Consider the following 13,867-nt stretch of genomic DNA (forward strand, 5'->3'; position numbering starts at 1 on the left):
GAGTCTCTTTTGTCTCTTCTTTTATCGCATAGAGGATTCCCGAAGAATAAATTCCACATCCAGTTCTTGCTTTTTCGCATACCAATTGTGTTCATCCAACTTTTTCAACCTCAAAAGTTCTTCAATAGCCATTCTTCCCATTTCATAAGCCGGTTGTTTCACCGTAGAGATCGGAGGGTTTGTATATTGTGTCATATCAATACCATCAAAACCTACGATGGCCAGTTCGTCAGGAACCTTCCTCCCCCATTCATGCGCCGCTTTTAATAGCCCAATCGCCATTAAATCATTGGCGGCATAAACTCCGTCAATATCCGGATGGCGCTGGAACAATTCTTTCATGCAAAGGTAACCACTTTTCACACTAAAATCTCCAAGAGCAATCCAGCTCTGATCGAACCAATCAAAATTTTTTACACAATCACGATATCCCCATAAACGTTGAATCGCCGTTGAATCATCTTCCGGACCCCGAATGATACCAATCCGCTTACAACCAATGTCAATTAAATGGCTAGTAGCAAGCCGGGCTCCTTCACGATGCTTTACTCCGATGGAGGAAAACTTATGAGAAGAAAACGTTCGGTCCAACGTAACAGTTGGTATACCATGGGAATGTAGTTCTTCCAGATCCTCTTCGGTCACATTCAGGGAATTGACAATGACACCATCTACATATCGATCTCGTAAAGAAATGAGATAATTGCGGACTTTTTCCCGTTCATCATCAGTATTACATAAAAAAATGTTCAATCCGTAAGAATTTGCGCTATCCTCTACTCCCCGGGCAAGTTCCGGAAAAAATGGATTGCTTATGGTAGGTACAAGCAAAGCAATCGTATTTGATTGACGGCTTGTCAGGCTCCTTGCAACCACATTAGGTTTGTAACCCATTTCCTTGATGACAGCATGAACCCTAGCGATCGTCTCTGGAGTGGCTTGGCCTTTCCCATTAATTATCCTTGATACAGTAGCTGCTGAAACACCTGCTTTAGCGGCAACATCTCTGATAGTAACCAACTTAACGACCTCCATAAAATGTTACAACTGTTACGCTAAAAGAAGGTATAAAGCATTAAAAAATCCTTACGTAACCGTTTTCCAAAAGCGTACCATTCTCTAATCTTCCATGTCAAATAGAGAAAAAGGCAAGGACGATCAAGAAACCTCCTGATCCTCCCTGCCTCTGATAATCACTTCAGTTTCCAGGTCGACATCAAATTTTCGTTTGACCGTTTTTTGGATGATCCTGATTAAGTCGGTGTAATCTTTTGCAGTCGCTCCGCCGACATTAACGATAAAGCCTGCGTGCTTGGTAGAAATCTGGGCACCGCCAATCCTCAAGCCTTGAAGGCCGCAGTCCTGGATCAGCTTGCCTGTATAATGCCCTTCAGGCCGTTTGAACACACTTCCGCAAGATGGATATTCAAGGGGCTGTTTACTTTCTCTGAGGCAGGTAAAGTGATCCATTTTTTCTTTTATCTCTTTATATATTCCCGGCTCAAGTCCAATTTCAGCTTCCAGCACGATGTAGTCTCCGGTTGCGATAAGGCTTTTTCTGTACCCCATGTTCAGCTCGTCCTTACTCATGATCAGCAATTCACCTTCTTTGTTCATGACCAGCGCTCTGTTCAGGACATCGGAAACTTGTCCGCCGTACGCACCGGCATTCATGTACAGGGCGCCGCCGATGGTTCCGGGAATTCCGCAGGCGAACTCCAGCCCGGATAATTTCATTTCAAGCGCCTTGCGGGATACATCAATGAGCCCTGCTCCTGCCTGGGCGTAAATGGAATGATGAAGTGTACTGATTTCGTTCATATGCTCCAGATTGATGGTCAGCCCCAGCAAACCGTTGTCCTTAATGATCAAGTTGGATCCATTTCCCATGACAGTTACCGGTGTCTGATATTCTTTAGCGACCTGCATTATTTCTTTAAGCTGCCCGATTGTGGTAGGGGTGACAAAGATGTCGGCTTCCCCTCCAAGTTTGGTATACGTATGTTTCTTGATCGGTTCAAAAAAGATACTATCCTCCGGCGGCAATACTTCCCGCAGTCTCGCTTTGATTTTAGAATATTGTCTCATGCTGTCCTTTCCTCCTGTTAGATGGCAGGCGGTCCAAACTTGCCATCCCGAAAATCTCTATATGCCTGTTTGATTTCTTCCATTGTATTCATCACAAATGGTCCGTACGGCACCACCTCTTCGTTAATCGGTGCTCCTGAATATACGAGCAGCCTTGTACGTCGGCTGTTGGATTTTATCTTTAGCTCACTGTTATTCTTTTCATTTCCCTCTTTATCAAAAGTTAAGGTGGCAACACCATGTTTTTTTAACGAAACACGAGAATTGCTTAGCTCCACATCTCCTGACAAAGCATACACAAAGGCGTTGTGGTTCTCCGGCAGGGTGTGAACATATTCTGCCCCCTCGCTTAATGAAATTTCTGCCAATGTAATAGGAACAATCGATTTAAGCGGGCCCTTCACACCAGCTGTTTCACCCGAGAACACTTTTATACGGCCTCCTTCAATGGAAACAGATTGTGCCTCTTCGGCATAAACGTTTTGATAAGACGTTTCGGTTTGTTTTAATGTTTTGGGCAGGTTGAGCCATAGTTGGAGAGTATGTGCAATATCCTCGTCCACCCCTTCCTCGGCATGACGTGCCGCCCAGCCCGCATTCATGTACTGGACGTCACCGGGTTCAAGAATGTCCCGTCCCCCTGCATTATCGATGTGTTCCAGTCTTCCATCAATGACATAGGTAATCGTTTGGAAACCTCGATGCGGATGGTCCGAGAACGTTCCCCGCTTAAACCAATCCTCTGCCATTAAAATAAATGGGTCAAAATCGTACCAACGCCCCGGCGGCAACACCCATCCTTTTTGTATCGCCGGAAAATCCACCTCTTCATAATTCACATACCAATGATCCTTTACATCCCGCTGAAAAATATCTGTTGAAGATGAAACTGACATATATGAACCTCTCTCAATTCGCCGTTATTGTAAGAAAGTTACTTTTTAAAATCGAAATATTCACAAACTAATTCAATCATAGTTACTTACTAAAATCAATTTATTTGTCATATTAAAGAAGGTTGTTTTTCCTTATATAGGGAATGATTGTGAATAATTAACTGAATAACTGTCTATTTTTCAGAAAGAGTGTGGAATATGCAAAAGGATATAGGAGCGGGTTTGTTACTCGGCATTATGTTTTTCTGAAGATTCGATTGCATTCTCGCTTTTACTTGCCCTGATCGATCGATAGAGCATGGATTACCCAAAGATATTAACAGTCTCCTTACTATATTTTTTTCCAGTGCCTTGAAGCTACACCCTTTCTAAATATTTTGGCAAAATAAGAATTAAAAAAGTAAACGGCGAAAAAGGGAGTTTACTAGATTAACCTCGGCTCTTCTGCACAAAATATTAACAACACCGTCAACTTTAACGTAAACCAAGATACTGCTGTGGTTGAGACAGTAAATGGCAACAAATAATAAACTAAAAAACTCGTCATTTATGACGAGTTTTTGTCATGTCACAGGTGGACGGACAGTAAATGATCTGGGCGGGCGATTTTTAAAAGGCTCTAGTCTGGAAACTGCCTAAAAGTAAACTAATCCTCCAACCTGTCTGCCCTTTTCACCTCTTTTTCGGTAAAAAAGCTCGCAATAAAAAGAATAATAGCCCCAATTAACAATAAAAAATGACCGAGCATCAGGCTTGCCACTCCATCCAGCCCCTTCCACTTTCCTACCATTGGAACTAGCCAGGGATACATAAACACGGCATACAGCATAAGAAGGATGCTGACGATCGTTCTCCTTATTCGTCTTCTTACAGTGAAGCAGGTTGCCAAACTGATGATAATAATGAAATAAAAGATAAAAAGTACTAAAATCACGGTCCTTCTCCCCTCTCTTATTCCTATCATACTGTGAATAACTACACATTTTTCCTTTTTATCTCGTTATTTCAAACAATCGGAATCAAAATCTAAAAAACCTCTCTCTAGAAAATGTCTAAGGAGAGGTCTTTCCTTTTAAATGCACAGTCTTTCTTGCTCTTTCTCTGTTTTGGCAGATAAATCAAATTTGTGTATTTTCAATAATGCTTGTAATTCCTAAGCCGCCTGCAATACATAAAGTGATTAAGCCATACCGCTTGCCTGTCCGCTCGAGTTCATGGAGCGCTTTAGTGGCAAGAATGGCTCCTGTTGCTCCAATCGGATGCCCAAGTGCAATCGCACCGCCATTCGGATTGACTTTATTGATATCGAGCTTCAATTCTTTAATAACGGCCAGTGACTGGGCAGAAAAAGCTTCATTGAGCTCAATAACATCGATTTCCCCCGCCGAAAGGCCTGACTGTTTAAGTGCTTTCATAGTGGCTGTGACCGGACCGATTCCCATGTATTCGGGAGAGACACCAGAGGCTGCTTGAGCAATAATGCGTGCTTTCGGCTTTTTACCCAGAAGTTGTGCTTCTTCTTCCGACATTAATACGAGTGCAGAGGCTCCATCATTGCGGCCGCTTGAGTTGCCGGCTGTAACCGTTCCGTTTTCCTTGAACACCGGCTTGAGCCTGGCGAGCTTTTCCATCGACGTTTCCCGCGGATGTTCATCTGTTGTAAACTCTATCACCCCTTTTTTGGTGTTTATCCGATAAGGAACGGTTTCTGCTTCAAATTTTCCACTGGAGATCGCGTTTCTTGCGTTTTCCTGGCTGCGTAAAGCAAATTCGTCCTGCTCGGTTCTTGAAATATTATATTTTTCCGCCAGGTTTTCAGCGGTCAATCCCATCGTTAGTCGGCCATAGTCTTCCGCCGGCTGAGAGCCTGGCTGGCTTTCGGTGTTCGGATCGAGCAACTGTCCGTTACCTGACTTCAGGCCAAAGCGTATGTTTCTCATATAATAAGGCGCTGTGCTCATAGATTCCGCACCGCCTGCGACAACAATGTTTGCCAGTCCGCATTGAATCTGCTGAGCAGCAGAGTTAATGGCCTGCAGACCCGAGCCGCATTGCCGGTGAACGGTAAAGCCCGGTACCTCAACAGGAAAGCCTGCCCGGAGGGAAGCCACCCTGGCGAGGTTGGACGCATCCGAGCTTTGTTTTGCCTGACCCATGATAATTTCATCCACCCTATCTTTTGTTATGCCTGCCCGCTGTACCGCTTCTTCCAATACCGCTGCTGCGAGAAAATCTGCCGGTACGGTTTCCAATGCACCGCCAAGCTTTCCGATGGCAGTCCGGACAGCGTCAATAATGACTACATTCTTCATTTAGGTTCCCTCTTCCAAATTGTCTTTGCTTTAGGTGAATGGAAAACTCCGCTTCTGTTTTTTCTTCCACTTCATCAAGGGTGGCACCCGGCATAAGTTCCACAAGCTCCAGCTTTTTCTCCTTCACTTCAAAAACCGCCAATTCCGTAATGATCATGTCCACACTTCTTGTAGACGTAATAGGAAATGTGCACTCTGTTAACAGCTTGCTGCTGCCATCCTTTGTCGTATGTGTCGTTGTGACGATGACTTTTTTGGCCCCGACGAGAAGGTCCATCGCGCCGCCCACTCCCATGATGTTTTTTCCGGGAACAGCCCAGTTCGCGATCTTTCCTGTTTGATCCATTTGCAGCACACCGAGTATAGCAACATCCACGTGACCGCCACGAATCATGCCAAATGATTCGGCACTGTTAAAAAAAGAGGCACCGATCGTTTCACCGACTGGCAGCTTACCGGCATTCACCAGGTTTGGATCTTTGTTTTCTTCGTCTACATCGGTCACACCGAGCAAACCGTTCTCAGTGTGAAAGTAGACCTGTTCATCGTCAATGTACTTTGCAACCAGGGTGGGAATCCCAATTCCCAGATTTACCACACACGGTCTATTGAGCTCCTTTGCCGCCCGTCTTGCTATGGATTCCTGTATTTCGTTAGCCATGTTGGACAACTCCTTCGTTCGTGAGAATCTTGGATGCCAAAAGTATGCCATCAACAAAGAGATGCGGCGTAACAATTGCTTCAGGAGATAATTCTCCCGCCTCTACAATCTCATCGACCTCTGCAATCACCACATCTGCGGCCGTCGCCATGACCGGATTAAAATTCCTGGCCGTTTTATAATAGACAAGATTTCCAAGCGTATCGGATTTCCAAGCTCTGATCAGTGCGATGTTCGCCCGGATTGCCGGTTCAAAAATATACGTTTCGCCATTGATTTCCCGCTCTTCCTTATTTTTGGCCAGATCCGTTCCGACACCAGTTTTGGTGTAATATCCTCCAATTCCCGCTCCTCCTGCCCGGATCGATTCCGAAAGTGTCCCCTGAGGGAGCAACTCCAATTCAATTTCACCTCTTTGATAGGCATCTCCTACATCCCGGTTACTTGTAAAATAGGACCCGATGCCTTTTTTAATTTTTTTCTGTCCCAGCAATATGCCCAGTCCCTTTCCCTTTTCACCTAAATTATTGCTGATGATCGTTAAATCCGTTACATCCTTGTTCGTGAGCGCATCAATCAAAGTTAGTGGAGCACCAATCAGCCCAAATCCACCAACCATGATTGTGTCACCCGTTTTAACGGCTTTAAGAGCTGCAGTGCCATCCTTTAACAATTTTGTCATGATAATCATCCTTTATTTGATTTAATGGATCACTTGCTGCCAACAAAAAAGGCCGCCCTGAACATTACTATCCAATGAGAGATAGCAAGGCGTTCAAGACAGCCGGAAGTTCACTAGTTTAAAATTAAAAAAGGGCATTTTTTAATCGCTAATGAGTAGGCAAGCCATGTTTAATTATCTATATAGTACAACGGAAATTTAAAGATTACAACAATGGATATAAAATCTGATTCAATCGCTCTTCTGAACAACGGAACGATTGTCCCCTTTTTTCCTCTTGTTTAAATCGTTAAAAATTTTTTCTGAATTTATAAAATATTCCTTTACAAGAATATTCCTTTCGGGGTATATTGGTGATGAAAGGAGAACACTTGATATGAGCGCGAACATCAATGCCACATTATCTGCACTTGCCGAGCCTAAGCGCCTCCAGATTGTTGAGCTTTTACGGGAAGGACCCCTCACAGTGGGGGAGATCGCAGAAAAGCTGGAGCTTCTCCAACCTCAGACGTCGAAACATCTTGGTGTATTAAATAAGGCCGGTCTTGTTGAGGTCAAAGCTCAAGCAAACATGCGGATTTACAAGCTTTGCCAGCAGCCGTTCAAGGATTTAGATGGATGGCTTTCCTCCTTCGGGCATGTATGGGAGGAACGATTTGACCGTTTGGATGAGTATTTGCAAAAACTGCAAGGAAAAGACTGACCCTTATTTCAAGAAAAGCAGTGACTAACCATTTAGGAGGAAATTGTTCATGTCCAACTCTTTAAAAACGAGCACTGAAGGCCGAGTATTAATTGTGGAGAGAGTCTTTGACGCTCCAAGAACGCTTGTTTTTCAAGCCTTTTCTGATCCCAAACACCTGGCCAACTGGTGGGGGCCAAAAGGCTGGCAGACAGAAATACGGGAATTTGATTTTAAGCCGGGCGGTGTGTGGTATTACAGCATGAGGTGCACGGACAAAAATCAGGGAGAGTTTTACGGTCAGGAATCCTGCGGCAAAGCATTTTACGAGGAAATTTCCGCTCCTGAAAGGCTTGTTTATAAAGACACCTTCGTGGACAGTGACGGCAATCTTATGGAGAACATGCCCGAGCTCCTGATCACGATGGAATTTGTGGAACAAGGCGACAAAACCAACGTTATTACGCGAACTACCTTCGCAACGGAAGAAGCACTGCAGCAGGTCAAAGAGATGGGCATTATTGAAGGTGTTACCTCCCAATATGAACGGTTGGATGAATTTTTGGAAAAAGAACTGGTTGATCAATAACCTGAAAAGAAAGGCAGCTCACATGATCGGGCTGCCTTTTTCAGGTTTACCGTGTTAATTTCAATTCCGAATTTCTTCCCATAATGTGGTTCAGTATGTTTGTCACCGTTTTGGCAAATATCGGATTGTCTTTTTTTCGGGGGAAGGGCATTTTAATGGTTTGATTCAAGGCAATCTCTCCATCATCGATTAAAATGACCCTGGTGGCAAGAGCCACAGCCTCCTCCACATCATGCGTAACCAAAACCGCAGTAAACTCTTTTTCCTCCCATAAGTTTCGGATGAGTTCATGCATCTCCAGTCTGGTTAAAGCGTCTAATGCGCCAAGCGGCTCATCCAGCAACAGAAGTTCGGGATGATGAACGAGAGCTCTTGCCAATGCTACCCGTTGTTTTTGTCCCCCGGATAACACCGCTGGCCACTCATCCGCTCTGTCACTGAGCCCTACCTGGTGGAGCATCTGCAGAGCTTCTTTTTTCTCCTCCTCCTTCTTTAACCCTAAAGCCACGTTGTCTTTTACTTTTTTCCAGGGAAGCAGCCTTCCGTCCTGAAACATGATTTTGACCTTTTTGTTTTGTCCCTTTACCGTTTCACCATCCAATCTTACCTCACCGTCTGTCGGCTTCTCAAGACCCGCAAGAATTCGCAGCAATGTGCTTTTTCCGCATCCGCTCTTACCGACCACAGCGACAAATTCTCCTTTTTCAACCGTTAAGTCCATTTGTTTTAACACTTGTTTATTCCCAAACGATTTTCCGAGATCCGATAATTCAAGAAAAGCCTGGCTGCCTTGATTCATATTCCATCACCTCCATTTATTTTTGATAATTCGGATGCCATTTTAAGCACTGCTTTTCTGCAAGCTTTGCAGCAAAATCAGATAGTTTTCCAAGAATGGCATATAGGATGATGCTTAGGATGACCACATCCAACTGCATAAACTCACGGGCATTCATCGCCATATAGCCAATACCGGAATTGGAGGCAATAGTTTCAGCAACAATGAGTGTGACCCAGGTGATTCCAAGAGCAAAGCGGATACCCACGAGTATGGATGGAAGGGCACCCGGCAGCACGATGTTCCAGAACAGAGAACGTTTGCCCAATCCGTAGACACGACCCATTTCAATCAGTGAACTGTCGACCGTTCTGATTCCATGATACGTATTTAAATAAATGGGAAAGAAGGTTCCTAAAGCGACGAGAAAAAGCTTTGCTTCCTCACCAATTCCAAACCACAAAATAACAATCGGAATTAAGGCAAGATGCGGTATGTTTCTCACCATTTGGATGGTCGTATCCAGCAGGTTTTCCGATACTCTTGACAGACCATTCATAAGGCCCAGTACAAAGCCGATGCCGCCTCCGACTAGAAAACCAAGTGCGGCCCGTTTAAAGCTGATCCAGATGTTTTCAAATAACAAGCCTGACTTTCCCAGTTCAATGGCTGATTTGACAATGTCCACCGGATTGGGCAAAACTCTCGTTGAGAGCAGCCCAGTTGAAGAAAGACTTTGCCAAACCACTAGTAAAAGCATCGGTACGATCCAAGGGACAAATGATTTTCTCATCACCTGTTCCCCACCCTTTTATCCTTTGGATAAAGCTCATTGGCAACAATCTCACCAAAAGGACTGATGATAGATGACTCACTGCTTGGTTTCTTGCTCTTTCCAACATCTAGAAGAGGAAATAATTGCTCCGCTACCCGGTACGCTTCTTCCAGGTGGGGATAGCCTGATAGAATAAAAGTCTCAATTCCGATCTCCTCGTATTCTTTCATTCTCTTTGCCACATTCTCAGCACTGCCTACCAGCGCCGTTCCTGCTCCACCGCGGACCAATCCTACTCCCGCCCATAAGTTTGGACTGATCTCCAGATTGTTTTTACTGCCCCTATGCAGTTCGGACATTCGTTTCTGGCCTTCGGAATCAAACCTGGAAAACACTTTTTGCGACGAAGCAATCGTTTCGTCATCCACATATTTTATGAGGTCATCGGCTGCCGCCCATGCTTCCTTTTCTTCCTCTCGTACAATCACATGAAGTCGAATGCCAAACTTCACTTTACGGCCTTTGGCTTCAGCCAGCTTCTTTACTTTTTTGATTTTCTCTTCCACCCGATGCGGAGGCTCTCCCCAGGTTAAATAAACATCCACATGATCCGAAGCAATTTGCTGCCCGATGTCTGAGGACCCGCCAAAATAAATCGGGGGATAGGGCTGCTGAACTGGAGGATAAAGGAGTTTACTTTGATTCACCTTTAAATAGTTGCCGCTGAAATCTGCGGATCCCGTGTCCAGGAGAGAACGGTAAATAGCAAGAAATTCATCTGTCAGCTCATACCGCTCCTTATGCGACAAATGGAGACCATCACCTGCAAGTTCAACAGGATCCCCTCCTGTAACTACATTGATCAGCAGTCTTCCATTTGATAACCTGTCAAATGTTGACGTCATGCGTGCGGCTTGGGAAGGCGATGAAATACCCGGGCGAACGGCCACAAGAAATTTCATTCGAGAAGTCACTGGGATTAATGTAGAGGCAACCACCCACGCATCTTCACAAGATCTTCCGGTAGGAAGCAGCGCTCCCTCATATCCCAGGTGATCAACAGCCTTTGCGATCTGCTGAAGGTAAGGTGTATCGATGGCCCTTCCTCCCTTGGAAACACCCAGATATCTTGAATCGCCATGTGTTGGAATAAACCAGAATACATTCATCACAAACTCTCCTCTTTATTATTGTTGGGGCAGTGCGTCTTTGACTTTAATCTCATTAGGAATTAATTTCAGATCGAGAAATTGATCCGCAATATCCTGTTGGTCACTGGCTACCTTTTGATTGATCTTTTCCAATCCATACGTTCGCCGCTGCAGGACAAGCTCCAGCGTCTTTTCATCCATTCCAAGCTGTGGAGCAAGGAATTTTGCAGCTTCTTTTTTGTTGCCCGATACCCATTTTTCTGCGCTTTGAACTTCCTTTAAAATGATATTGATGATATCTTTGTGGTCCTTTGCAAACTGATCAGAGGCCAGAAAGAATTCACGGTTGTTCACCAGGTCTGTTCCATCTTGCAGAATTTTTGCTCCTGTTGTTCGCTGGGCTTCCGCCAGGAATGGGTCCCAGATCACCCAGGCATCTACTTCCCTTTTTTCAAAAGCCGCCCTCGCATCTGCCGGGGGAAGAAAGGCGGTTTGAATATCTTTATACTGAACTCCGGCCTTTTCCAGCGCCTTTACGAGAAGATAGTGCACATTGGAGCCTTTATTCAAAGCAATCTTTTTACCTTTTAAATCTTTAACCGATTTGATGTTTGACCCTTTTGGCACGAGAATAGCTTCACCCTTGGGATTTGGCGGTTCATTTGCCACATATACTAAGGGCGCTTTTGCTGCCTGCGCAAAGATTGGCGGCGCTTCTCCCGTATGTCCGAAATCCAAACTGCCTACATTTAATGCTTCAAGAAGCTGTGGCCCCCCGGGAAACTCGGTCCACTTTACTTTGTAACCTTTTGGCTCCAGTTTCTTTTCCAGGCTTTTTTGCGCTTTTAAAAAATTTAAGGTGCCGAATTTCTGGTAGCCAATTTCTATAACCTTATCTGAATTTTTCTTTTTTTCTTCCGAGCCTGCATGCGATGAATGGCCGCACCCTGCGAGGAATAACAGCATCAGACTGAAAAACAACCCCATGAGTTGATGACTTTTTTTCTTCAAAATAAATCCCCTCCTGTACCTGCTCTATATATAAAATAAAAAGGCTCCCCCTCAAAACATCTTGAGAAGGAGCCTTTGGTTGACCAATCAGCTCTAACCTTGACTGTATTTTTATTTAATAAAACGGATCCGTAAGCGTTGACCTTCGGTTTTTCCAATCGGTCATTATATTCAAAGTATTTAGATTACTACTCATTATACATAATTCCTATCTATTTACAAGGAATTATATGAAGCGATAATAAAAAGGTTCCCAGCCTTAAGGCAAAGAACCTTTCTTTTTGTATTACTAGCTCAATAAATACACCCTCGTTTCATAGGGCTGAAGGGCAATCTGCTTAGACAGCATAGTGTCTGTCTCCTTGTAATTGTTGAGCACCAATTGTGATGATTCAAATGCCAGATCGTCCGGCACTTCAAACTCCGAAGGCTGGCCACTGAAATTGTTTATGACAATAGCACACTTGTCATCAAGTGTTCGCGTATAAACAAAAAGTTCAGGATGATCCTCAAGCAACAATTCGTATACGCCGTATACCCAGATTGGATTTTCTTTGCGCATCCTGATCAATTTTTTGTAAAAGCTTAAAATGGAATCCGGGTTGTTCCATTGTCCTTCTACATTAATTTCTTTGTAGTTCGGATTAACGCCCAGCCATGTTTGATCCCCTGTAGTGAAGCCTCCCTTATGCTCAGCATTCCATTGCATCGGGGTACGGGAATTATCGCGCCCTGTTTTCCAAATGATGTTCATAATCTCATCATGCGAGCGCCCCTTTGCCGTTTCAATGCGGTAATAGTTCACCATTCCCACATCATTGTAGTCTTCTATCAAAGGAAACTGAACGTTGGTCATGCCAATTTCCTGTCCCTGATAAATGAACGGAGTTCCTTTCATAAGAAAGTACAGCGCGGCCAGCATTTTGGCACTTTCTGACCAATAGTTCTGATCATTCCCCCATGTGGAAACGCGGCGCGGCTGGTCATGGTTTTCAATGAAAAGCGCGTTCCATCCTCTGCCTTCAAGCCCTGTTTGCCACTTGCTCAATACCTTCTTCAGCCCAACGACATCAATGCCCTCTTCTGCATCTTTATCCCAAAGATCCAGGAATTCAAACTGAAAAATCATATTAAAATGGCCATTCTCTTCGCCAACCCATTTTTCAGCTTCTTCAATTTTTACACCATTGGCTTCTCCAACTGTCATAACGTCGTATTGCTTAAATGTTTTTTGTGAAAGCTCGGTCAGCCATTCATCAATGCCTTCCACGTTCATCATATACGGGAAACAAGAGACACACTCCAACTCGTCAGGATTCTCCATATCGGGAAAGCCCGGTTCTTTTTTAATATGTGAAATGGCATCTACACGGAACCCATCGATTCCCTTTTCAAGCCACCAATTGACCATGTCATAAAGGGCGTCTTTAACCTCCGGATTCTCCCAGTTCAGGTCAGGCTGGCGTTCGGAGAAAATGTGCATGAAATACTGGTTGGTTTGTTCATCATACTTCCAGGCCGGCCCGCTGAAAATGGACTCCCAGTTGTTTGGCGCTTTACCATCTTTTCCATCACGCCAGATATACCAGTCCCGCTTTGGATTATCTTTGGAAGAACGCGATTCAATAAACCATGGATGCTCATCACTGGTATGATTGATCACCAGGTCAAGGATCAGCTTCATGTCCCGCTTGTGCACTTCTGCCAGCAGCTCATCAAAATCGGCCAATGTTCCGAACTCACTCATGATGTCCTGATAATCCGAAATATCATAACCATTATCGTCGTTTGGTGATTTAAACATCGGACAGAGCCAGATGACATCAATCCCAAGTTCTTTTAAATAATCAAGCTTTGTTGTAACTCCTTTCAAATCCCCGATTCCGTCGCCGTTGCTGTCCATAAAGCTGCGGGGATACACTTGATAGACGACACTTTCTTTCCACCATATTTTGCTCATGTCAAACCTCCAACTTTTCATCAAAAACTTTACCTATCCATTTTACATTTTAGAGGATCAACACCGTAATGAAACGGCTTACATTGACGGATAAGGTGGAATATATTGAACCCTGTTTTTCCAGAAGCCATCCTGCTCTCACCCAGGCAGAAGACACAGAGATTTTAAAAATGGAAACCAGCGCTTAAATTTTGGATACCTTTCTGTCGGGAGGTCTTTTAGTGAACAAGTTTTCCTGCTCCCCCATTACATCGAAAATATGGATAAAAATCCCAAGTACAT

The 13,867-nt window shown here is 44.2% G+C and carries 14 protein-coding genes; 2 read left to right on the forward strand and 12 right to left on the reverse strand.

What is annotated here, in order from left to right:
* Positions 1 to 21 precede the first annotated feature (21 nt).
* The 7 genes from BLT53_RS12015 to BLT53_RS12045 all read right to left on the reverse strand — a co-directional run bounded on the left by BLT53_RS12015 (position 22) and on the right by BLT53_RS12045 (position 6,639).
* Positions 22 to 1,020, reverse strand: coding sequence for a LacI family DNA-binding transcriptional regulator (locus BLT53_RS12015; protein WP_170834327.1), 999 nt, complete (start codon positions 1,018 to 1,020; stop codon positions 22 to 24).
* Positions 1,021 to 1,158: 138 nt separating this feature from the next.
* Complete coding sequence (murB, locus tag BLT53_RS12020; RefSeq protein ID WP_090235146.1) at positions 1,159 to 2,088, reverse strand: UDP-N-acetylmuramate dehydrogenase; 930 nt, start codon at positions 2,086 to 2,088, stop codon at positions 1,159 to 1,161.
* A gap of 17 nt (positions 2,089 to 2,105) precedes the next feature.
* Positions 2,106 to 2,984 (reverse strand): pirin family protein, encoded by an 879-nt coding sequence (locus BLT53_RS12025; RefSeq protein WP_090235148.1) that lies wholly within the window; start codon positions 2,982 to 2,984, stop codon positions 2,106 to 2,108.
* Between the two features lie 646 nt (positions 2,985 to 3,630).
* Complete coding sequence (locus BLT53_RS12030) at positions 3,631 to 3,918, reverse strand: hypothetical protein (protein WP_090235149.1); 288 nt, start codon at positions 3,916 to 3,918, stop codon at positions 3,631 to 3,633.
* Between the two features lie 184 nt (positions 3,919 to 4,102).
* Entirely contained in the window at positions 4,103 to 5,296 is a 1,194-nt protein-coding gene (locus BLT53_RS12035) for a thiolase family protein (protein WP_090235150.1), read from the reverse strand.
* A complete protein-coding gene (locus BLT53_RS12040) occupies positions 5,274 to 5,957 on the reverse strand; it encodes a 3-oxoacid CoA-transferase subunit B (RefSeq protein ID WP_090235152.1) in 684 nt (227 codons plus the stop codon). Before BLT53_RS12040 ends, BLT53_RS12035 begins: the two co-directional genes overlap by 23 nt.
* The gene (locus BLT53_RS12045; protein WP_090235154.1) at positions 5,950 to 6,639 is read right to left on the reverse strand and encodes a CoA transferase subunit A; all 690 of its coding nucleotides are present in this window, start codon (positions 6,637 to 6,639) and stop codon (positions 5,950 to 5,952) included. The genes BLT53_RS12040 and BLT53_RS12045 overlap by 8 nt, the downstream gene beginning before the upstream one ends.
* A 376-nt stretch (positions 6,640 to 7,015) precedes the next feature.
* Here BLT53_RS12045 and BLT53_RS12050 point away from each other — a divergent pair, with 376 nt between their 5' ends.
* On the forward strand, positions 7,016 to 7,342 hold the full coding sequence (locus BLT53_RS12050) for an ArsR/SmtB family transcription factor (protein WP_090235156.1): 327 nt from the start codon (positions 7,016 to 7,018) through the stop codon (positions 7,340 to 7,342).
* A 49-nt stretch (positions 7,343 to 7,391) separates the two neighbouring features.
* Complete coding sequence (locus BLT53_RS12055) at positions 7,392 to 7,910, forward strand: SRPBCC domain-containing protein (RefSeq protein WP_090235158.1); 519 nt, start codon at positions 7,392 to 7,394, stop codon at positions 7,908 to 7,910.
* A gap of 46 nt (positions 7,911 to 7,956) precedes the next feature.
* Here the strand turns inward: BLT53_RS12055 and BLT53_RS12060 are convergent, their stop codons facing one another.
* The 5 genes from BLT53_RS12060 to BLT53_RS12080 form a co-directional block, all read right to left on the reverse strand.
* A complete protein-coding gene (locus BLT53_RS12060) occupies positions 7,957 to 8,709 on the reverse strand; it encodes an ATP-binding cassette domain-containing protein (RefSeq protein WP_090235161.1) in 753 nt (250 codons plus the stop codon).
* A gap of 16 nt (positions 8,710 to 8,725) precedes the next feature.
* Entirely contained in the window at positions 8,726 to 9,481 is a 756-nt protein-coding gene (gene ssuC / locus BLT53_RS12065) for an aliphatic sulfonate ABC transporter permease SsuC (protein ID WP_170834328.1), read from the reverse strand.
* Complete coding sequence (gene ssuD, locus BLT53_RS12070; RefSeq protein ID WP_090235164.1) at positions 9,481 to 10,632, reverse strand: FMNH2-dependent alkanesulfonate monooxygenase; 1,152 nt, start codon at positions 10,630 to 10,632, stop codon at positions 9,481 to 9,483. The genes ssuC and ssuD overlap by 1 nt, the downstream gene beginning before the upstream one ends.
* An 18-nt stretch (positions 10,633 to 10,650) precedes the next feature.
* Positions 10,651 to 11,625, reverse strand: a complete 975-nt coding sequence (locus BLT53_RS12075; RefSeq protein WP_244520400.1) for a sulfonate ABC transporter substrate-binding protein — start codon at positions 11,623 to 11,625, stop codon at positions 10,651 to 10,653.
* Between the two features lie 289 nt (positions 11,626 to 11,914).
* The gene (locus BLT53_RS12080; RefSeq protein WP_425284679.1) at positions 11,915 to 13,606 is read right to left on the reverse strand and encodes a glycoside hydrolase family 13 protein; all 1,692 of its coding nucleotides are present in this window, start codon (positions 13,604 to 13,606) and stop codon (positions 11,915 to 11,917) included.
* Positions 13,607 to 13,867 lie beyond the last annotated feature (261 nt).

The sequence above is a fragment of the Fictibacillus solisalsi genome, from assembly GCF_900103485.1.
In the GTDB taxonomy this organism is placed as follows: domain Bacteria; phylum Bacillota; class Bacilli; order Bacillales; family Fictibacillaceae; genus Fictibacillus_C; species Fictibacillus_C solisalsi.